The following is a 20,224-nucleotide window of genomic DNA, read 5'->3' as shown; positions in this document are numbered from 1 at the left end:
ACTCGACTTTCGAGGAACACGGTCCATGGAAAAAAAGAATCAATGGAATACCGGCTACTGGATCGTTGCCCTCCTGCTGTTGCTGAGTTTGCAGAGCTACTGGCAGACGGCGAAAACCGTCGAGCCGGTGCCCTACAGCGAGTTCGAGAAGGCGCTGGACGAGGGGCGCGTGGCCGAAGTGCTGGTGTCGGATCGTACGGTGACCGGGCGCCTGAAGTCGCCGGACAGCCGGGGCAAGACGACGATCGTGGCAACGAGGGTCGAACCCGATCTTGCCGATCGCCTGTCGAAGTACGACGTACCCTATGCCTGCGTGTTGGAGAGCACCTGGCTGAGCGATGTGCTGTCGTGGATCCTGCCAGCGGTATCCTTCTTTGGCGTCTGGTTCTTCCTGTTCCGCCGCTTCGCCGAGAAGCAGGGCATGGGCGGGTTTCTCAACATCGGTAAGAGCCGCGCCAAGGTGTTCGTGGAAAAGAACACCGGTGTGACGTTCGCCGATGTGGCGGGGGGGGGGGGGATGAGGCCAAGGCGGAGCTGGTCGCGATCGTCGATTTCCTGAAGAATCCGCAGGACTATGGCCGTCTCGGGGCGCGCATTCCCAAGGGCGTGTTGCTGGTCGGCCCACCGGGCACCGGCAAGACATTGCTGGCCAAGGCTGTTGCCGGGTGGCCGAATCGATCCAGGCGCGCATCGATCAGGCTATCCGCGACATCGTGATGGGCGTGTTCGAGCGCGCCTACCGGATTCTCGACATCAACCGCGCGGTGCTGGAGCGCTGTGCGCGCGAGCTGCTGGCGCGGGAAACGCTCGACGAAAGCGATATCCGTCAATTGACTCAAGGACTTGTTCGGAACTGAAAACAGTAGTAGGTGCCATTCAGAGTAAACCGACGGCTCTGTTCAGTGCGTCATCCAATTCGTCGGCATTGTTCAAGGAGAACCGATATGTCTGCATTGACTCCGTGGGACCCCTTCCGGGAACTGGATGAATTGCAAAACCGCCTGGCGACGATGTTCGTACGAATACCCCAGCGACAGGGCGCCCGTACCGGCAACGAAGCCAAGACCACGGCGGACTGGGCTCTAATGGCGGACATCAGCGAGGATGAGAACGCATTCCTCCTCAAGCTGGATCTGCCGGAGGTCCCCAGGGATGCCGTGCGCGTCAGCGCGGAAAACGGTGTGCTCACCATCAGCGGCGAGCGCAAACTGGAAAAAGAGGAGCAGGGCAAGAAGTTCCACCGCATAGAACGTGCCTATGGCCGCTTTGTGCGCAGCTTTGTCTTGCCTGACAACGTTGATCCGACCAAGGTGACGACTTCCATGAAAGACGGCGTGCTGGAAGTGCGGCTTGTCAAGGCCGAGCAAGCCAAACCGAAACAGATTGAAATCTCAGTCAACTAACTTCAATCAAGAGCCCAAGATCATGAATATCAAACAGCCACAATACACCTTCTCCGCACTTGCCCTGGCGGTCGTCGTCGGACTGAGCGGACCGGCTCTGGCCCAATCGGCGGCAGGTTCTAGCCCAGGTGCTGCAGCACCCTCTGCCGCATCCAAGGCGGCACAGCCACAGGTAGATGACAAGGCCGCCCGGGAAGCCGATAAAAAGCGTGCCGAGCTCACTCAAGACGCCATCACGGCGCTCACCAAGACCCAGGAGGCTTTGACCCTCCTTGATGCAAACAAGACCAAGGAGGCGCTTGCTGCGCTGGAACTGGCCAGCGGAAAGCTGGAACTGGTATTGGCACGCGACGCCAAACTTGCTTTGGCGCCGGTCGATGTACGCGTCATCACCCACGATATCCACGCCAACGTGGAATCGGTAAAGAAAGCGGTCAAGTTGTCTCGGGAGTTGTTGGGTGATGGCGAGGTGCAAAAGGCCCGGCCCATCGTTGCCAATCTGGCCAGCGAAATCGTAATCCAAACCGACAACCTTCCGATGGCAACGTACCCGGCAGCGATCAAGTCGGCCGCACGGCTCATCGACAGCGGCAAGATCGACAACGCCAAAGCGGAACTCGCCCGAGCACTGAACACGCTGGTGGTGACCTCGGTCGCCTTTCCTCTGCCCGTGCTACGGGCCGAAGCCGCGATGGCAAAAGCTGAAAAGCTGGCCGAGACCGACAGGCGCGATGCCAGGCAGAACGAGGAGCTCAGCACCTTGCTGTCGTCCGTGCGCACGGAGATCGAGATGGCGCAGATCCTGGGTTATGGCAAGAAGGCGGACTTCAAACCCATCTTCGATCAGGTGAAGTCCATTGAGCAAAAGTCGGCTGGTGGCAAAAGCGGCAAGGGATGGTTCGACGAGTTGAAGACGCGCATCCAAAAGCTGTTTTGAGGTGATGAAGGGGCTGACTGCTCTGTCGGTCAGTCTCGCGATGTTCGCATTCAGCCCCAATAGATTCGCCTATTTTCACTATCTCATACGAGGCATATCACCATGAATGAGCAAACACCGAATCCCAATGCGACGAACGAAGGAAAAAACGAACAGGCCGCGGTAAGCAGCCTTCCTGTCAGTCCAGAGTCCAAGCCTGACGTCGTCACGGAGGTACAGCCTGAGGTTCAGAAAGAAACGGACTCGCAGGCGGCAGACAAACGTAAACAAGTCCTCGATGAGGCAGTCTCGGCCTTGTCGCTGACCAAATCAGCGCTGGCCGCACTTGACGGCAAGGACACTGCACGCGCATTGGCAACGCTGGCCGAAGTGACGGGAAAGCTGGAGCTGATCGTCGCGCGCGAACCCACGCTCGCCCTGGCCGGCGTTGATGTGCGCACCATCGTGCACGACTTGTTCGCCAACACGGAAACCATTGAGGCGATGACCGACGAGGCGCTGGATGCCCTCAAACATGGCGAGGTGCAACAGGCTCGCCACGTGCTGGCTTTGCTGGCCAGTGAAATCGTGATCACGGTCACCAACATCCCTTTGGCGTCCTATCCCGCAGCCGTGAAGGCAGTCGTGCCGCTGATCGATCAGGGCAAGATCGAAGAAGCCAAAGCCGCGCTGCAGTCAGCGCTCAGCACGCTGGTCGAGGAGCGCAGCGTGCTTCCGCTGCCCGTCCTGCGTGCGAAGCTGCTCCTGAAGCGCGCCGAGCCCCTGGTAGAAGATGGTCAGCGCAGCGAAGCATCCAATGAGCGCCTGGAGACATTGTTGAACGAAGCCCGGCAGCAGTTGGAAATGGCAGAACTGCTGGGCTATGGAAAAAGGAAGGACTTTGAGCCCCTGTACGCTGAACTCAAGAAAATCAAGGAAAAGACGGGAGGGGGAGGCTGCGGAAAAGGCTGGCTCGATGAAGTCAAGGCAAAACTGTCCAGGTTGTTCTGAAACCGCTGGAGAGGGGGCGCATAGCGCCCCCTCTCTTGTCCCATGAGTGTTTGATTTTTTATTTTGTATAGATCTTTAGGAGATATTGCATGAACACAGACACCATCGCCAATTCCAATGCGGATGACCCCACCAAAGCACTGTGTTCGCTGAGCCAAAATTGGTGGCTTTTTGTGCTGCGCGGTGTCTTGGCATTGATTTTTGCAGCCCTCGCGTTCTGGATGCCACAATCGGCTCTGTTGGCCATGACCATCATGTTCGGCGCATTTTCCTTGGTCAATGGCGCGTTCAACTTGTTTGCAGCGGTGCGCCATATCCAGAAAAAAGAGCGCTGGGGCTGGCTGCTGTTCAGCGGCATTGTCGGCATACTTACGGGCGTCGTCGTCCTGGTTGCTCCTTGGGTCGCCACGATAGTCTTGGCTTCTTTTTTATGGGCTAGCGTGGGCTTCTGGGCGATTTTCACCGGTGTGCTGGAGATATCCGCCGCCGTTCGGCTGCGTCGGGAAATCAAGGGTGAAATCTGGCTTGCCCTCAGTGGACTGCTCTCGATTATCCTTGGTGCTATCGTCTTGTGGATATTTTTTACCCGTCCGGTCGAGTCATTCGTGGCCGCAGGCTGGCTGTTGGGTTTCCATGCGGCAGTCTATGGCGTCACGCTTTTGTTTTTGAGTTGGAGTCTTCGCAAAACGCGCCTGGGGTAAGAGCGTGCCAAACCAAAATCTATGGATATGAGCATCCTCGATTCATGCCTCCATAGAAATGACATCGAAGGAGTCATACATGCAGATACAATATAGCTATCGAGCTATCGACAAAGAGTTTCATGAACCTTGGCAGAGAGCTTTGGGAAATGTGATCGAGCACGCCCTCAAGCCATTGCTCGACAAACACACTAAAGATTCAGCGCGACTTCAAATCGTCCTTGATCGCGACAAGATCAAGCGGCAATTTCTGGCCAGTGGCTATATGCACCTGCCCGGCAAAAAGATTGTCAGCGTTACTGCATCACATGACGAGCTGACGCCCCTCGCGCAGATGCTCGCACAGTCGTTGTTCCGTCAGGCCAAGAAGCATTTTGACCGACTGCATGCTCAGGATCAAATCAAGCGCAAAGCACGACGCGAGCGCTTGCGCGAGCTCAAGGTGCGGATTGCCGCAAAACCCGCATCAGCCGACCATGAGGCCGAGGTGACCCGAATGCCTCTACTGTCGAAACTTGAGGCTGTCGCAAGGCGTGAGCTGGCTTATCTGCGGGCCGTCGGCGATTTACCGCGCGATTATCCGACGCTGCGCGACGTGGTGGATGAAGCGATTGTCCGAGCTAAGGTGGAATGGCAATCCGTGCCGGGGGAAAAAGAGGCTTACACCGGTCTTTTGAAGCATCTGTTCGCCGTCCTGGATAACGAAGTGGCAAGCAGCCGGCAATTTGGCGAATTCGTTTCTCTGGACGCGCCGGTCGAACCGGATGCCCAAGACGTGGCCGAGGCCATGGTGGAAGAGGAAATCTTCGAATTTTATCAGCACGATGACACACTCAAGCTGGCCGATATTTTCGCTGGCAGTCAGCATCCCGATGTCGCAACGATCGCGGAACAGGAGGAGCTGATTGATCGGTCGAGCGAGTTCGCTTTTGCATTTGACCTGCTGAAGGACATGCCGCGTTTGTGGCGGCGCATTTTTCTGCTTATCCGTGTGGACGGGCTGAATGCCAGCAGCGTCTCTGAAATCCTGCTGATCCCTAGTAAGGAAGATGCTGTCCGAAGGTGGCTCATGCAGGCCGAAGCATTCATCGCTGCTCATCTGGAAGAGGCCGGAGTAAGCAAAAACGGGAACGATTGGCTCCAAGGCGTTGATTGGTCGGCATTGTCTGTGACCCGAAGCGAGGCAGCCTCACTGTGGTCCAAGGAGGCGAACCATGAAGAATGATCTTCACCTCGTCTGCCCGCATTGCCAGTCCATCAACCGCGTACCGACTGCGAAGCTATCGGAACATCCCAACTGTGGCCGCTGCCAGCAGCCCTTGTTTACGGGCGAGCCCATCGAGTTGACCACGGCGACGTTCTCGCGCCACGTGGAGCGCAGCGATCTGCCGCTGCTGGTCGATTTCTGGGCGCCATGGTGCGGGCCGTGCAAGATGATGGCGCCACAGTTCCAGCAAGCGGCGCACCAGCTCGAACCGAGGATCCGGCTGGCGAAGGTGAATACCGAGGCTGAGCCCCACCTGGCCGCGCAGTTCGGTATCCGCAGCATCCCGACGCTCGCCCTGTTCCAGGGTGGGCGGGAGATCGCCCGTCAGGCCGGCGCGATGGGCGCGCAGGACATCGTGCGCTGGACGTCGACGCAAGTGGGGCGCTGACCGATGCAGGGCTTGCTCGGCACTACGCTAATCCTGCTGGCGGCTTGCAGCCTGGCGGCGATGGCCACGGCGGCGTTCAGAGTGCCCGCCTTGCTGGGGTATCTCTCTGTCGGCGTTGTACTGGGCCCCTCAGTCATCGGCGTGATCGCGCCGGGGGAGACGCTGAGCTTTCTGTCCGAGCTGGGCGTGGCGCTGCTGTTGTTCATGGTCGGACTGGAATTCTCCCTCGGAGACTTCTGGCTCGCCCGCAGGACGGTGCTGATGGCGGGCGCTCTGCAGATGATCGCCGTGGCCCCGCCGCTGATCCTGCTATTGATGTGGCTGGGGCAGCCCGGCCAGAGCGCCGCGCTGCTCGGCACTGCGGCGGCCATGTCGTCCACGGCGCTGGTCAGCCGACAACTGGCCGACCAAGGCGAGCTCACCACCCGCCACGGACGCAGTGCCATCGCCGTGCTGGTCTTTCAGGACCTGGCCAGCGTGCCCCTGCTGGCCTTGCTGGCGATCTGGGCGCGCGGCGAGTCGCCGAAGATCGAGCATGTGCTGCTCGAAGTATTCGGTGTGCTGCTGCTGTTCGCGGCAGCGGCCCTCGTCTCGCGCCGTCTGTTGCATGGCCTGCTGGGCTGGGTGGCGCGGCGGGGCCACGAGGAATCGTTCGTGCTCGTCTCCTTGTGCGTGGTGGTGGCTGCCGCCGCTGCTGCGCACGCGGTCGGCGTATCCGCCGCCCTGGGGGCCTTCCTCGCCGGGATGGTGCTGGGCGAGAGCGACTTCCGGCACCACATGGAAAGCCACCTCAGGCCGTTTCGCGATGTGTTGTCGGGCGTGTTCTTCGTGACCATCGGCCTGCAACTGGACGCAGCACAGATTCTTTCGGCACCGCTGGCGGTGCTGGCGTGGCTGGTGGTGCTGGTACCGGTCAAGATCCTGCTCAATACGCTGGCCTTGCGGGCGACGCGCCTGTCCGCCCTCGATGCCTGGCGCACGGGCATAGCGTTGGGGCACGGCGGCGAGTTCGCCCTGCTGTTGTTGGGCACGGTCTTGCAGCAGCATCTGATCCCCGCGACCGTCGTCCAACCCATGCTGGTCGCGCTGGTGCTCAGCATGGCCCTGGCACCGCTACTGATCCGCCATCACGATGTACTTGCCCGGTTCTTGAGCCGCACCGGCGGCGTCATTCAGCCACCCCAGGCTGAAGAAGTCGAGATCGCCGCGCAGACGACGCGATATCGAGACCATGTCATCGTTTGCGGCGCGGGCGAGCTTGGCCTGACAGTCAGCGAGATTCTTCGCCACGCCGGCGTGGCGCATCTGCTGCTGGAGGCGGACGCGCAGAAGGTAGAGGCCGCGCGTGCCGCCGGCGCGCCGGTGTTCCATGGCGATGCCAGTCGGCCCGATACCTTGCTGGCTGCCGGCTTGACGCATGCGCACTTGGTGGTGCTAACGTTCGCCCATGCCCAGCAAGCGTTGCGCATCGCCCTGGCGATTGCCGAGCGCCGTCCGGCGCTAACCTTGTGGGTGTCATGCAGAAGTACGACCGCGGCCGATGCATTTCGCGCCATGCCTAACGTGCGCGTGTATCAGCAATCCTTTGCCGCAGCTATTGGGCTGGCGGAACAGGTGATGTCGACGCTTGGCATGTCGACCGAGTTGATTGAAGGACACATCAGCGCAATGCGCCGCCGTCTCGACAGCAGCCGTTTTCCAGGGAGTTCATAGTCATGAAATCAAAACGCCTTAACCCATTTCAGGTCTTGCGTGACCAATTGGCCATCATGAGTTTTTACGAGCGCTTCGAGCAGGTCGTCGCGCTCGTGCTGTCGGCGGTGATCGCCGTCATCATCATGGTGTCGCTGTTCCAGCTCATCTCCATCGTCTTCACGCTGCTGGTTCTCGATGCCTTCAATCCCCTGGACCACAAGGTATTCCAGAGCGTGTTCGGCATGATCATGACGCTCTTGATCGCGATGGAGTTCAAGCATTCCATCGTGCGCGTGGCGCTGCGTCGGGACAGCATCATCCAGGTTAAGACGGTGGTCCTGATCGCGGTGATCGCACTCTCCCGCAAGTTCGTGATCCTCGACTCCGACGCGAGCCCCGCAAAGATAGCCGCGCTGGCAGGCGCCACGCTGGCTCTGGGTGCGACCTACTGGCTGCTGCGCAAGCGCGGCGACCGCGCCGCCGAGACCTCTGAGCATGACCCGTCATCATCCGAGTGATCCGCGCACTGCGCTCTTGCAACACCGCTGGCTCAACCGCCTGCAGACCGGGCTGTTGGTCCTGACCCTGGTCGGGATCGCAGCCGCAGCAGGGAGACTGCCATTTGGGGAAGGCTGCCTGTGGCTCGCGCTGTTTGCCGTTGCAGGTGCGTTGCTGCTGGAACCGGTAGCCGCGTCGGCGCTGAGCTTGCGCCTGTACCGCGTACGGGCCTTGCACCCGCAACAAGCCCACGAGATGTGGGCCCTGTTGCGCGAGCTGCCCGCCCGTGCCGGTTTGCCCGCCACGCCGGTGCCGCACTATGTGCCCAGTGCCGTCGTCAACGCCTTCGCCACCGGATCGAAGCAGGAGGCATCGATCGCCCTCACCGATGGCCTGCTGCGCAGCCTGAGCCCACGCGAGCTGGCGGGTGTGTTCGCGCACGAGGTCGCGCACATCGCTAATGAGGATCTGCGTGTCATGGGGCTGGCGGATTCCGTCAGTCGCCTCACGTGCCTACTGGCCCTTATGGGACAGATCGCGATCCTGCTCAGCCTGCCCGCGCTGCTGGTTGGCGCGGCGGAGGTCTATTGGCCTGGTCTATTGTTATTGGCCGCATCGCCCCAACTGGCCCTGCTCGCACAGCTCGGCTTGTCTCGCGTGCGTGAGTTCGACGCTGACCGCCTTGCGGCGGAACTGACTGGCGACCCGCAGGGGCTGGCGTCCGCGCTGGCGAAAATCGAGCGGGTCAGCCGCTCCTGGCGTGCCTGGCTATGGCCGGGATGGGGCAATCCCGAGCCCTCCTGCTTGCGCACGCGTCCGGCAACGCAAGAGCGCATCGCACGCCTGCTGACGTTGGCGCCTGGGCCAGCATCAGCGTTGCCACTCCGCGCGCCCCATTTTTTGCCGGAATCCGCTTTAGCGACGCGCCCACCGCGCTGGCGCCCGAGCGGGCTGTGGCGCTGATTGCCCATCAACAGGAGACGTCTCATGGCCTATCTCGACCCGTACCAACGCCCCGCGCCGGACCGCTTCGTCCGGCGCTGGCTCTTCATCACCGCCTGTATTGCCGCGCTCATGCTGCTGTGGCAGTTTCTGCCCGCCATCGAGGCCTGGTTCAGTCCGCGCGAGGCAGCAGAACGCACCGTGATGGCGCGTGGCGATCTGGCGGCGGACGAGAAAACCACCATCGAACTGTTCGAAAAATCGCGCGCCTCGGTGGTCTACATCACCACCGCGCAATTAGTACGCGATGTCTGGACGCGCAACGTGTTCTCCGTGCCGCGCGGCACTGGCTCGGGCTTCATCTGGGACGACGCCGGCCACGTCGTCACCAACTTCCACGTCATCCAGGGCGCGTCCGAAGCCACCGTCAAACTGGCCGACGGCCGCGACTACCAGGCCGCGCTGGTGGGGACGAGCCCCGCGCACGACATCGCCGTGCTCAAGATCGGCGTCGGTTTCAAGCGCCCGCCGGCCGTGCCGGTCGGCACCAGTGCCGACCTCAAGGTGGGTCAGAAGGTGTTTGCTATCGGCAACCCCTTCGGCCTGGACTGGACGCTCACCACTGGTATCGTCTCCGCGCTCGACCGCTCGTTGCCGGGAGAAGCGGGCGGCCCGGCCATCGATCACCTGATCCAGACCGACGCCGCCATCAACCCCGGCAATTCCGGTGGCCCGCTGCTCGATTCGGCTGGGCGGCTGATCGGCATCAATACCGCCATCTACAGTCCGTCTGGCGCCTCGGCCGGCATAGGCTTTGCGGTGCCGGTCGATACCGTCATGCGCGTGGTGCCGCAACTCATAAAGACCGGCAAGTACATCCATCCGGCGCTGGGCATCGAGGTGGATGAGCAGCTCAACACGCGTCTGCAGGCGCTGACCGGCAGTAAGGGCGTATTCGTATTGCGCGTGACGCCGGGCTCGGCGGCGCACAGGGCCGGGCTCGTCGGCGTCGAGGTCACCGCAGGCGGCATCGTGCCCGGCGATCGCGTTATCAGCATCGACGGTATCGCCGTTGACGACGTCACCACATTACAGGCCCGGCTAGACGACAAGAACGTTGGAGATGTTGTGGTCTTGTTAGTGGAGCGGGCCGGCAAGACTCGCGAGATGCTTGTGGAACTACAACCGGGAGTTTGATGGAAAGTGGGTCATGGATCTGCACAGCGAAGCAGCCAAGCGACTTCAGCCTTGCGCCGAACTACGAGCCCTAGCTAGGGATGGTCTGAAGTAGCCCTGTATTTCCGGCTGACTTCAGCCACTGCTGATTTTGAAAGCGGTGAACCGATCAAAAACGATCGGATCACTCGCTCATTTCGGTGCTTTCAGCCGTCGCGAGCACCTTGCGACGGCCATTTTCCGCATTACAGGCGCACCTTTCCTGCGCTTGCCAGCAAATGTCGGCGGGCCATCCATAGGCTCGACAGGGCAAACAGCGTCACCAGTTGTGCAGTGTTCTTCACCAGCCCTCGGAAACGTACCTTGGTGTAGCCGAACTGCCGCTTGATCACGCGAAACGGGGGCTCTACCTTCGCTCGCACTTGCGCCTTGGCCTTCTCGATCTTGCGCTTGGCTTTGTACAGGGCGCTGCGTTTATCGAGCATCTTGTAGGTGCTGCGGCGTGCTGCGACCTGCCAGATCACTTCTCGGTCGGCATGCTCGGAGCGCTTTTCGACGCCTGTGTAGCCGTCATCGGCGCAGACGACGTTCTCGTCGCCGTGCAGCAGTTTGTCGACCTGGGTGACATCCGCCAAGGTGGCTGCCGTGCCCACCACGCTGTGTACCAGCCCCGATTCATCATCAACGCCGATGTGCGCCTTCATGCCAAAGTAATACTGGTTCCCCTTCTTGGTCTGGTGCATTTCCGGGTCGCGCTTGCCGTCCTGGTTCTTGGTTGAACTGGGCGCGTGGATCAGCGTGGCATCGACGATAGTGCCCTGGCGCAGCGACAGACCGCGATCCCCCAGGTAGCCATTGTTCACGCAGAGGATGCCGGCTGCCAGCTCATGTTTCTCCAGCAGACGACGGAAGTTGAGGATGGTGGTTTCGTCAGGAATACGCTCCAGGCTCAGCCCGGCGAACTGACATAGGATGGTCGTCTCGTACAGCGCTTCTTCCATGGCCGGATCGCTGTAGCCGAACCAGTTCTGCATCAGATGGATACGCAGCATCGCCATCAAGGGATACGCCGGGCGACCACCTTCGCCTTTCGGATAATGCGGTTCGATCAGGGCAATCAGCCCTTTCCACGGCACCACCTGATCCATCTCGATCAGGAACAGTTCCTTGCGGGTCTGCTTGCCCTTGCCGGCATACTCGGCGTCGGCGAAGGTCATCTGCTTCATGGAAGAACTCGGGTGGCGGGATCAGCGTATTTTGAATCGCCACGGGTTTAACAGACACCTCAGAGTCATTTAAGATGGCTTAAAGAGAGGTGCCCATGAGCGGTAAGCGTTATCCCGAAGAGTTTAAAATTGAAGCAGTCAAACAGGTTGTTGATCGCGGTTATTCTGTTGCCAGCGTTGCAACGCGTCTCGATATCACCACCCACAGCCTTTACGCCTGGATAAAGAACTACGGTCCGGATTCTTCCACTAATCAACACCTGTTGCTGGCCTGTTCGCCTGCTCTGTCGGGTGCTGGATGTACATCCCAGTGGTTTTTACGCCTGGCTTCAGCAGCCGCATTCACAACGCCATCAGGCAGACCTGAGACTGACAGGACAGATTAAACAGTTCTGGCTGGAATCGGGATGCGTCTATGGTTATCGCAAAATCCATCTGGATCTGCGGGACAGCGGACAACAGTGCGGAGTGAACAGAGTCTGGCGACTGATGAAACGTGTCGGGATAAAGGCTCAGGTCGGATACCGGAGCCCGAGGGCACGTAAAGGCGAGGCCAGTATCGTGTCGCCCAACAGGCTCCAGCGACAGTTCAATCCGGATACTCCGGATGAGCGTTGGGTAACGGACATAACCTACAGTGTGCCCGGAATTCAGGGCGAGCATGGACGCTCAAATGAACCACGAGTCTGTCTGGAATATTGAACCGGTAACTCATGACGAGAAGCCTAACAATCCCACCGGGTGTGACGGTGGAGAACCTGAGCGGCAGTGACCTGCGGCATGCCTGCAGGGTGATGTAACCCGCTGACAACGGGGATTGAGGCGAGATCACTAAGCCGAGATGATCCTCAAGGTTGAGTACTGAAAGGCTGAAGAAGGGGTCGTCTCAGAAAACGGATCTATGGTCACTCCCGTTTTTGCAACACCGATTTTGACGATAAATTGGCTTGCTTGAATCTATCCGGCGTCTGAATGGGATTTTATTCCCGCGCCTCGATGAGTTCCGCGCCTGATGAACCTCCAGAAAATATACGGCTTCAATGAGCCTTTCCGTTTTACAGGTTCCTCAACAGGCCGGTGGGCCGTTAGTATCATCAATATCAGTATTCGCAAAACCAGATCAGTGATTCTTTAAACCGGTGTATTTCTGCCGTTATGCTACATAAGTTTGCTGTCGTGCCGTTAGGGCCCAGGCTATTCTGGCCAGCTTGTTTGCCAGAGCACAAGTGACGACAAAGTTGCTTTTCCTACACAGTAGATCCCTGACCCAATCGGCCAATTTGCCAGACTGGTGTTCCAGTTTTTGTATGAATACCCTGGCACATTGAACCAACAAAGTTCGGATCTTTTTGTTACCTCGCTTACTAATTCCCAGCAATGTCGTCCGACCTCCCGTGCTGTACTGTCGAGGCACTAGCCCTGTTGCCGCCGCAAAGTCACGACTGCTGGCGTACTGCTTCCCGTCGCCAATCTCAGTTGAAATAGTACTCGCTGTCAGTGTTCCGACGCAGGGAATGCTCAGCAAGCGCTGTCCAATCTCATCTTCGTCCAACTTTCGTTTCAACTGGGATTCCAAATCTTTAATCTGCTCAACAAGATAGTGATAATGCTGTTGTAATTTCAGCAATAACTGGCTGAGGTATAGAGGCAAACTATTGTCCTCAAGAAGGGTACTCAGTCGGCTAATAACGGCAGCTCCTCGTGGAACGCTGATGCCAAATTCCAGCAGAAAAGCATGCATCTGATTGGTTGTTTTTACCTTATCCTGAACCAGGGATTCACGGACACGATGCAGCGCACGCATTGCCTGCTGAGATTCAGTTCTGGGCTGTACAAAACGCATAGACGGACGCGATGCAGCTTCACAAATAGCTTCGGCGTCGACAAAGTCGTTTTTGTTACTTTTAACGAATGGACGGACAAATTGTGGTGATATCAGCTTAGGAAAATGCCCCAACTCTTCCAACTTGCGTGCCATAAAGTGAGAGCCACCACAGGCTTCCATTGCGATGGTTGTAGCGGGGCATGTCGCCAAAAATTCGATTAACTTTGGCCGTGTAAATTTTTTACGGTAAACAGCCTTGCCGCGACGATCCTGGCAATGAATATGGAAAGAGTTTTTACCCAGATCGATACCAATGAGCGCAATGTTTTCCATGATAGTTCTCCGAATGAAAGCCTGTCCTCAGCATAGTACCGGGAAGGAGGGAGTGACCATCTCATTAAATAAAGCACGCTAAGGCATAGCCGACCCTGCCAGGCTTGTTCCGCCCTGTAGCGACGCGATCAGCGGGCAGGAAACATTCCCCTTCCGCGCATGGCAGGCGCACACCAGTTCAGACAGCACGGTTTCCATGCGCGCCAGGTCGGCCATCTTTTCGCGCACGTCCTGAAGCTTGTGCTCGGCCAGGCTGCTGGCTTCCTCGCAGTGGGTGCCATCATCGAGCCGCAACAGCTCGGCGATTTCATCCAGGCTGAAGCCCAGCCGCTGGGCCGATTTCACGAATCGCACCCGCGTCACATCCGCCGCGCCATAGCGGCGAATGCTGCCGTAAGGCTTGTCCGGTTCCGGCAGCAGGCCCTTGCGCTGATAGAACCGGATCGTCTCCACGTTGACCCCGGCCGCCTTGGCAAAAGCGCCAATGGTCAGGCTCTCCAAATTGTTTTCCATATCACTTGACTCCGTACATGAGTACGGAAGTAAGGTTACGCTATCCAATTCAAATTCGAAAGGACAAGCGCATGTCTGAACCACAAAACGGGCGCGGCGCGCTCTTCGCTGGCGGACTGGCCGCCATCCTCGCCTCGACCTGCTGCCTCGGGCCGCTGGTCTTGGTCGCCTTGGGATTCAGCGGGGCATGGATCGGCAACCTGACCGTGCTGGAGCCCTATCGCCCGATTTTCATCGGCGCAGCGTTGGTAGCCTTGTTCTTCGCCTGGCGGCGCATCTACCGCCCTGCGCAAGCCTGTAGACCGGGTGAGGTCTGCGCGATTCCCCAAGTGCGAGCGACTTACAAGCTCATTTTCTGGGTCGTGGCCGTGCTGGTTCTGGTCGCGCTCGGATTTCCCTATGTCATGCCATTTTTCTACTGATCGGAGTTCACCATGAAGAAACTGTTTGCCTCCCTCGCCCTCGCCGCCGTTGTTGCCCCCGTGTGGGCCGCTACCCAGACCGTCACACTGTCCGTACCGGGCATGACCTGCTCTGCCTGTCCGATTACCGTCAAGAAGGCGATTTCCAAGGTCGAAGGCGTCAGCAAAGTTGACGTGACCTTCGAGACACGCGAAGCGGTGGTCACCTTCGATGATGCCAAGACCAGCGTGCAGAAGCTGACCAAGGCAACCGGAGACGCGGGCTATCCCTCCAGCGTCAAGCAGTGAGCCACTGAACCAGAGCCTAGGGCGATCATGGGGATGATCACACGCATTGCCGACAAGGCTGGCGCGCTCGGCAGCGTTGTTTCAGCGATGGGCTGCGCCGCCTGCTTCCCGGCCCTCGCCAGCTTGGGCGCGGCCATCGGGCTGAGCTTTCTACAGGAATACGAAGGGTTGTTTATCTCCACGCTGTTACCGCTGTTCGCCGTCGTGGCTTTGCTGGCGAATGCACTGGGCTGGCTGAGTCATCGGCAATGGCACCGCAGCCTGCTCGGCATGATCGGGCCAGCCATCGTGTTCGCCGGAACCGTCTGGCTGCTTGGCAACTGGTGGACAGCACGCCTCGTATACACCGGCCTAGCCCTGATGATCGGCGTGTCGATCTGGGACTTGGTTTCGCCGGTAAATCGCCGCTGCGGCCCGGATGGCTGCGAACTCCCCGCGAAACACGACTGACTGCGTGAGCCAGCGGCCAACACAGAAAAGGAACGATGAATGACCACCCTCAAAATCACCGGCATGACCTGTGACTCGTGTGCGACGCACGTCAAGGAAGCCCTGGAGAAAGTTCCCGGCGTGCAGTCGGCGGATGTCTCCTATACGAAGGGCAGCGCCAAACTCGCCGTCGAGGCCGGCATATCGCCGGACGCGTTGACTGCCGCCGTGGCCGGACTCGGTTATCGGGCCACGCTCGCCGACGCGCCCGTGCCTCCGGTGGGCGGTGGCTTGCTCGGAAAGATGCGCGAATGGCTAGGTAGCGGCGACAAGGCTGGTGGTGACGGTGGCGGATTGCATATTGCCGTTATCGGCAGCGGTGGCGCGGCGATGGCGGCGGCGCTGAAAGCCGTCGAGCAAGGCGCGCACGTCACCTTGATCGAGCGCGGCACCATCGGCGGCACCTGCGTCAATGTCGGCTGCGTGCCGTCCAAGATCATGATCCGCGCCGCGCACATCGCCCACTTGCGCCGAGAAAGCCCGTTCGATGGCGGCATGCCGCCCACACCGCCGACGATCTTGCGCGAGCGGTTGCTGGCCCAGCAGCAGGCGCGCGTCGACGAACTGCGCCACGCCAAATACGAAGGCATCCTGGATGACAATCCCGCCATCTCCGTGCTGCACGGCGAAGCCCGTTTCAAGGACGCGCACAGCCTGACCGTGCAACTCAACGGTGGTGGCGAACGTGTGCTGGCGTTCGACCGTTGCCTGATTGCCACCGGCGCGAGTCCGGCCGTGCCGCCGATTCCCGGCCTGAAGGACACGCCGTACTGGACTTCCACCGAAGCACTGGTCAGCGACACCATTCCTGAGCGGCTGGCCGTGATTGGTTCGTCGGTGGTAGCGCTGGAACTGGCGCAGGCGTTCGCCCGACTGGGCAGCAAAGTAACGATTCTTGCACGCAGCACCCTGTTCTTCCGCGAAGACCCGGCCATCGGTGAGGCAATCACGGCGGCGTTCCGCGCCGAAGGGATCGAGGTGCTGGAGCACACCCAGGCCAGCCAGGTCGCGCACGAGGGCGGCGAATTCGTGCTCACCACGGCGCACGGCGAGCTGCGCGCCGACAAACTGCTGGTCGCCACCGGTCGCTCGCCCAACACGCGCAGCCTGGCGCTGGACGCGGCAGGTGTCGCGCTCAACCTGCAAGGCGCTATCGTCATCGACGTCGGCATGCGGACCAGCACGCCGGACATCTACGCGGCCGGCGACTGCACCGACCAGCCTCAGTTCGTCTATGTGGCGGCAGCGGCCGGCACCCGTGCGGCGATCAACATGACGGGCGGTGACGCGGCGCTTAACCTTGCCGCCATGCCTGCCGTGGTGTTCACCGATCCGCAAGTCGCCACCGTGGGCTACAGCGAGGCAGAGGCCCAGCACGACGGGATCGAGACCGACAGTCGCACCTTGACCTTGGACAACGTGCCGCGTGCGCTCGCCAACTTCGACACACGCGGCTTCATCAAGCTGGTCATCGAGGAAGGTAGTGGACGGCTCATCGGCGTACAGGCGGTCGCGCCGGAAGCCGGCGAACTGATCCAGACGGCGGTACTCGCCATCCGTAACCGGATGACCGTGCAGGAACTGGCCGACCAGTTGTTCCCCTATCTGACGATGGTCGAGGGACTGAAGCTCGCGGCGCAGACCTTTAACAAGGATGTGAAGCAGCTTTCCTGCTGCGCCGGGTGAGAAAAAGGAGGTGTTCGATGAACGCCTACACGGTGTCCCGGCTGGCCCTTAATGCCGGGGTGAGCGTGCACATCGTGCGCGACTACCTGCTGCGCGGACTGCTGCGGCCGGTGGCGTGCACCCCTGGCGGCTACGGCCTGTTCGACGATGCGGCCTTGCAACGGCTGTGCTTCGTGCGGGCTGCTTTCGAAGCGGGTATCGGTCTCGACGCGCTGGCGCGGCTGTGCCGGGCGTTGGATACCGCGGACGGCGACGAAGCGGCCGCGCAGCTTGCCGTGCTGCGCCAGTTCGTCGAACGTCGGCGCGAAGCATTGGCCGATCTGGAGGTGCAGTTGGCCACCATGCCGACCGAGCTGGTACAGCATGCGGAGAGTCTGCCATGAACAGCCCCGAGCGCTTGCCGACCGAGACACACAAGCCGTTCACCGGCTACCTGTGGGGCGCGTTGGCCGTGCTCACCTGTCCCTGCCATTTGCCGATTCTCGCTGTGGTGCTCGCGGGGACGACGGCCGGCGCGTTCATCGGGGAGCATTGGGGTATTGCAGCCATCACGCTGACCGGCTTGTTTGTCCTGTCCGTGACGCGGCTGTTGCGGGTCTTCAAGGAAAGATCGTGAGCACATCACTGCCCGCCAGATGGACGGCGACCGAATTGGCGCAGGCGGTTGTGCGCGGGCAGTTTGAGCTGCACTACCAGCCGATTGTCGATTTGCGCAGTGACCAGATTGTCGGTGCGGAAGCCCTGTTGCGCTGGCGTCATCCGCAGCTCGGACTTTTGCCGCCGGGCCAGTTCCTGCCCGTGGTCGAATCGTCCGGCTTGATGCCTGAAATCGGCGCTTGGGTGCTGGGCACCGCCTGCCGCCAGATGCGCGAATGGCGGATGCTGGCATGGCAACCGTTCCGGCTCGCCGTCAATGTTTCGGCGAGCCAGGTAGGACCGGATTTCGACGGGTGGGTAAAGGGCGTGCTGGCTGACGCCGAGTTGCCTGCCGAGTATCTGGAAATTGAGCTGACCGAATCGGTCGCGTTCGGCAATCCGGCGATCTTCCCAGCCCTGGAAGCCTTGCGACAGATCGGTGTGCGCTTCGCTGCCGATGACTTCGGGACGGGGTATTCCTGTCTGCAACACCTGAAGTGCTGCCCGATTACTAAGCTCAAGATCGACCAGTCCTTCGTCGCCGGACTCGCCGACGACCACCGCGACCGGACCATCGTGCACACCGTGATTCAGCTTGCGCACGGGCTGGGAATGGACGTGGTGGCCGAGGGCGTGGAAACGCCGACCAGTCTCGCGCTGTTGCGGCAAGCGGAGTGCGATACGGGGCAAGGCTTCCTGTTCGCCAAGCCAGTGCCGGCGGCGGCATTCGCCGCCTTTGTCAGTCAATGGAGGGGTGCCACCATGAATGCAAATGATCCGACTGCCACCAGTTGCTGCGTGTGCTGCAAGGAAATCCCGCTCGACGCCGCCTTCACACCGGAAGGTGCGGAGTACGTCGAGCGCTTCTGCGGGCTGGAGTGTTATCAACGCTTCCAGGCGCGGGCAAGCAACGCGACCGAAACGAGCGCCGAACTGAACGCTTGCGGTTCGCCGCCGTCAGATTGAGGCATACCCTAACCTGATGTTATTTTCAGAAGACGACTGCACCAGTTGATTGGGCGTAACGGCTATTGTGCAGCCCGCTCCTGAAAGCCCAATATCAGAAGTCATCTGCACCAGTCTCGACTATGCTCAATACTCGTGTGCACCAAAGCGAGGTGAGTATGGCGACCGACACCCCACGGATTCCCGAGCAAGGCGTGGCCACTCTGCCTGATGAGGTATGGGAGCGTGCGCGCCGTCGTGCGGAGATCATTGGCCCGTTGGCGCAGTCGGAGACGGTCGGGCACGAAGCGGCCGATATGGCGGCTCAGGCGTTGGGCTTGTCTCGGCGACAGGTGTACGTCCTGATCCGGCGTGCCCGGCAAGGCAGCGGCCTCGTGACTGACCTGGTGCCCGGCCATTCCGGCGGCGGCAAAGGCAAGGGGCGCTTGCCGGAATCGGTCGAGTGCATCATCCGCGAGCTGCTGCAAAAGCGGTTCCTGACCAAGCAGAAGCGCAGCTTGGCAGCGTTTCACCGCGAGGTGGCGCGGGCGTGCAAGGCGCAGAACCTGCGGGTGCCGACGCGCAACACCGTGGCACTGAGGATCGTCGGCCTCGATCCGCTCAAAACCACGCGCCGCCGGGAAGGGCAAGATGCCGCCCGTGACCTGCAAGGTGCCGGCGGTGTACCGCCTGCCCTGACAGTACCGCTGGAGCAGGTGCAAATTGACCACACGGTGATAGACCTGATCGTGGTTGATGAGCGCGACCGGCAACCGATTGGCCGCCCGTACCTGACCATCGCCATCGACGTGTTCACCCGCTGCGTGCTCGGCATGGTCGTCACGCTGGAAGCCCCGTCAGCCGTCTCAGTCGGCCTGTGCCTAGCGCATGTCGCCTGTGACAAGCGTCCCTGGCTGGAAGGGCTGAATGTGGAAATGGACTGGCCGATGAGCGGCAAGCCCAGGCAGCTTTATCTGGACAATGCAGCCGAGTTCAAGAGTGAAGCGCTACGCCGTGGCTGCGAGCAGCATGGCATCCGGCTAGACTATCGCCCGCTCGGGCAGCCGCACTACGGCGGCATCGTAGAACGGATCATCGGCACGGCGATGCAGATGATCCACGACGAACTGCCGGGAACGACCTTCTCCAACCCTGACCAGCGCGGGGAATACGCCTCCGAGAAGATGGCCACCCTGACACTGCGCGAGCTGGAGCGCTGGCTCGCCTTGGCGGTCGGCACCTATCACGGCTCTGTGCACAACGGCCTGCTCCAACCGCCGGCCGCGCGCTGGGCCGAAGCTATCGCGCGGACCGGCGTGCCAACCGTCATCACTCGCGCCACGGCTTTTCTGGTCGATTTTCTGCCCATCATCCGCCGCACGCTGACCCGCACCGGCTTCGTCATCGACCACATCCACTACTACGCCGATGCGCTCAAGCCGTGGATAGCTCGGCGCGACCGCTCGCCTGCGTTCCTGATCCGGCGAGACCCACGCGACATCAGCCGCATATGGGTGCTGGAACCAGAGGGGCAGCACTACCTGGAAATTCCCTACCGTACCTTGTCGCACCCGGCTGTCACCCTCTGGGAACAACGGCAGGCGCTGATGAAATTGCGGCAGCAAGGGCGCGAACAGGTGGATGAGTCGGCGTTGTTCCGCATGATCGACCAGATGCGCAAAATCGTGACCACCGCGCAGAAGACCACGCGCAAGGCGCGGCGCGACGCAGATCGACGCCAGCATCTCAAGGCAACGGCACCGCCTGTCAAAGCCACGCCACCACCGGACGCTGACATGGATGACCAGCAGGCGGACAACCAGCCGCCCGCCAAACCGTTCGACCAGATTGAGGAGTGGTAGCC

The 20,224-nt window shown here is 60.6% G+C and carries 22 protein-coding genes and 4 pseudogenes; 23 read left to right on the top strand and 3 right to left on the bottom strand.

What is annotated here, in order from left to right; all coding sequences use genetic code 11:
• Window positions 1–25: 25 nt before the first annotated feature.
• From AAER43_RS25550 to AAER43_RS25495, 12 genes and pseudogenes are all read left to right on the top strand, one after another.
• A pseudogene (locus AAER43_RS25550) lies at window positions 26–766 on the top strand (ATP-dependent metallopeptidase FtsH/Yme1/Tma family protein); the annotation flags it as partial.
• Window positions 717–857 (top strand): ATP-dependent metalloprotease FtsH, encoded by a 141-nt coding sequence (locus AAER43_RS25545; RefSeq protein ID WP_023205099.1) that lies wholly within the window; start codon window positions 717–719, stop codon window positions 855–857. The pseudogene AAER43_RS25550 and the gene AAER43_RS25545, both read left to right, overlap by 50 nt.
• Before the next feature lie 87 nt (window positions 858–944).
• Complete coding sequence (hsp20-GI, locus tag AAER43_RS25540) at window positions 945–1,403, top strand: small heat shock protein sHSP20-GI (protein ID WP_057058315.1); 459 nt, start codon at window positions 945–947, stop codon at window positions 1,401–1,403.
• Between the two features lie 22 nt (window positions 1,404–1,425).
• Complete coding sequence (yfdX1, locus tag AAER43_RS25535; RefSeq protein ID WP_032238607.1) at window positions 1,426–2,340, top strand: heat resistance protein YfdX1; 915 nt, start codon at window positions 1,426–1,428, stop codon at window positions 2,338–2,340.
• A 102-nt stretch (window positions 2,341–2,442) separates the two neighbouring features.
• On the top strand, window positions 2,443–3,330 hold the full coding sequence (gene yfdX2, locus AAER43_RS25530; protein WP_047670347.1) for a heat resistance protein YfdX2: 888 nt from the start codon (window positions 2,443–2,445) through the stop codon (window positions 3,328–3,330).
• Between the two features lie 89 nt (window positions 3,331–3,419).
• On the top strand, window positions 3,420–4,031 hold the full coding sequence (hdeD-GI, locus tag AAER43_RS25525) for a heat resistance membrane protein HdeD-GI (RefSeq protein ID WP_001090779.1): 612 nt from the start codon (window positions 3,420–3,422) through the stop codon (window positions 4,029–4,031).
• Window positions 4,032–4,110: 79 nt separating this feature from the next.
• Window positions 4,111–5,256 (top strand): hypothetical protein, encoded by a 1,146-nt coding sequence (locus AAER43_RS25520; protein ID WP_057058320.1) that lies wholly within the window; start codon window positions 4,111–4,113, stop codon window positions 5,254–5,256.
• Entirely contained in the window at window positions 5,246–5,686 is a 441-nt protein-coding gene (gene trx-GI, locus AAER43_RS25515; protein ID WP_000786814.1) for a heat resistance system thioredoxin Trx-GI, read from the top strand. Before AAER43_RS25520 ends, trx-GI begins: the two co-directional genes overlap by 11 nt.
• Window positions 5,687–5,689: 3 nt before the next feature.
• On the top strand, window positions 5,690–7,399 hold the full coding sequence (kefB-GI, locus tag AAER43_RS25510; RefSeq protein WP_057058227.1) for a heat resistance system K+/H+ antiporter KefB-GI: 1,710 nt from the start codon (window positions 5,690–5,692) through the stop codon (window positions 7,397–7,399).
• Between the two features lie 2 nt (window positions 7,400–7,401).
• Window positions 7,402–7,899 carry a heat resistance protein PsiE-GI gene (psiE-GI, locus tag AAER43_RS25505; RefSeq protein ID WP_001514138.1) on the top strand — a complete coding sequence of 166 codons (498 nt, stop codon included), beginning with the start codon at window positions 7,402–7,404 and terminating at the stop codon, window positions 7,897–7,899.
• The gene (locus AAER43_RS25500) at window positions 7,877–8,842 is read left to right on the top strand and encodes a zinc metalloprotease HtpX (RefSeq protein ID WP_032238623.1); all 966 of its coding nucleotides are present in this window, start codon (window positions 7,877–7,879) and stop codon (window positions 8,840–8,842) included. Before psiE-GI ends, AAER43_RS25500 begins: the two co-directional genes overlap by 23 nt.
• A gap of 24 nt (window positions 8,843–8,866) precedes the next feature.
• Window positions 8,867–10,018, top strand: coding sequence for a trypsin-like peptidase domain-containing protein (locus AAER43_RS25495; protein WP_226322892.1), 1,152 nt, complete (start codon window positions 8,867–8,869; stop codon window positions 10,016–10,018).
• A 224-nt stretch (window positions 10,019–10,242) separates the two neighbouring features.
• Here the strand turns inward: AAER43_RS25495 and AAER43_RS25490 are convergent, their stop codons facing one another.
• Window positions 10,243–11,223 carry an IS5 family transposase gene (locus tag AAER43_RS25490; protein WP_057058244.1) on the bottom strand — a complete coding sequence of 327 codons (981 nt, stop codon included), beginning with the start codon at window positions 11,221–11,223 and terminating at the stop codon, window positions 10,243–10,245.
• Window positions 11,224–11,318: 95 nt separating this feature from the next.
• On the opposite strand from AAER43_RS25490, the pseudogene AAER43_RS25485 reads away from it, so the two are divergent.
• A pseudogene (locus tag AAER43_RS25485) lies at window positions 11,319–11,859 on the top strand (transposase); the annotation flags it as partial.
• A 517-nt stretch (window positions 11,860–12,376) separates the two neighbouring features.
• On the opposite strand, the gene AAER43_RS25480 reads toward AAER43_RS25485, so the two are convergent.
• On the bottom strand, window positions 12,377–13,381 hold the full coding sequence (locus AAER43_RS25480; RefSeq protein WP_000427620.1) for an IS110-like element IS4321 family transposase: 1,005 nt from the start codon (window positions 13,379–13,381) through the stop codon (window positions 12,377–12,379).
• A gap of 78 nt (window positions 13,382–13,459) precedes the next feature.
• Window positions 13,460–13,894 carry an Hg(II)-responsive transcriptional regulator gene (gene merR, locus AAER43_RS25475; protein WP_024552202.1) on the bottom strand — a complete coding sequence of 145 codons (435 nt, stop codon included), beginning with the start codon at window positions 13,892–13,894 and terminating at the stop codon, window positions 13,460–13,462.
• A 71-nt stretch (window positions 13,895–13,965) separates the two neighbouring features.
• Between merR and merT the strand changes: the two genes are divergently transcribed.
• The 10 genes and pseudogenes from merT (at window position 13,966) to AAER43_RS25425 (ending at window position 20,222) form a co-directional block, all read left to right on the top strand.
• Window positions 13,966–14,316, top strand: coding sequence for a mercuric ion transporter MerT (gene merT / locus AAER43_RS25470; protein WP_024552203.1), 351 nt, complete (start codon window positions 13,966–13,968; stop codon window positions 14,314–14,316).
• Window positions 14,317–14,328: 12 nt separating this feature from the next.
• Entirely contained in the window at window positions 14,329–14,604 is a 276-nt protein-coding gene (merP, locus tag AAER43_RS25465) for a mercury resistance system periplasmic binding protein MerP (protein WP_024552204.1), read from the top strand.
• Between the two features lie 27 nt (window positions 14,605–14,631).
• Window positions 14,632–15,054, top strand: coding sequence for an organomercurial transporter MerC (merC, locus tag AAER43_RS25460; RefSeq protein ID WP_024552205.1), 423 nt, complete (start codon window positions 14,632–14,634; stop codon window positions 15,052–15,054).
• Window positions 15,055–15,093: 39 nt separating this feature from the next.
• Window positions 15,094–16,779: a mercury(II) reductase gene (gene merA / locus AAER43_RS25455; protein ID WP_024552206.1), complete on the top strand. Its 1,686-nt coding sequence runs from the start codon at window positions 15,094–15,096 to the stop codon at window positions 16,777–16,779.
• 17 nt (window positions 16,780–16,796) lie between these two features.
• Complete coding sequence (gene merD, locus AAER43_RS25450; RefSeq protein ID WP_021138753.1) at window positions 16,797–17,162, top strand: mercury resistance co-regulator MerD; 366 nt, start codon at window positions 16,797–16,799, stop codon at window positions 17,160–17,162.
• Window positions 17,159–17,395 carry a broad-spectrum mercury transporter MerE gene (gene merE, locus AAER43_RS25445; RefSeq protein ID WP_021138754.1) on the top strand — a complete coding sequence of 79 codons (237 nt, stop codon included), beginning with the start codon at window positions 17,159–17,161 and terminating at the stop codon, window positions 17,393–17,395. Before merD ends, merE begins: the two co-directional genes overlap by 4 nt.
• A pseudogene (locus AAER43_RS25440) lies at window positions 17,392–18,066 on the top strand (EAL domain-containing protein); the annotation flags it as partial. The gene merE and the pseudogene AAER43_RS25440, both read left to right, overlap by 4 nt.
• 111 nt (window positions 18,067–18,177) lie before the next feature.
• A complete protein-coding gene (locus AAER43_RS25435) occupies window positions 18,178–18,381 on the top strand; it encodes a DUF3330 domain-containing protein (protein WP_223998187.1) in 204 nt (67 codons plus the stop codon).
• A gap of 15 nt (window positions 18,382–18,396) precedes the next feature.
• Window positions 18,397–18,465: pseudogene (locus AAER43_RS25430) on the top strand (EAL domain-containing protein); the annotation flags it as partial.
• A gap of 74 nt (window positions 18,466–18,539) precedes the next feature.
• The gene (locus tag AAER43_RS25425) at window positions 18,540–20,222 is read left to right on the top strand and encodes a DDE-type integrase/transposase/recombinase (protein WP_028604703.1); all 1,683 of its coding nucleotides are present in this window, start codon (window positions 18,540–18,542) and stop codon (window positions 20,220–20,222) included.
• Window positions 20,223–20,224: the final 2 nt, after the last annotated feature.

The organism is Enterobacter sp. FUJ80071 (genome assembly GCF_038739915.1).
Classification (GTDB): Bacteria; Pseudomonadota; Gammaproteobacteria; order Enterobacterales; family Enterobacteriaceae; genus Enterobacter; species Enterobacter kobei.
The sequence above is the reverse complement of the archived record's forward strand: the minus strand, read 5'-3'. Positions and strand labels throughout refer to the sequence as shown.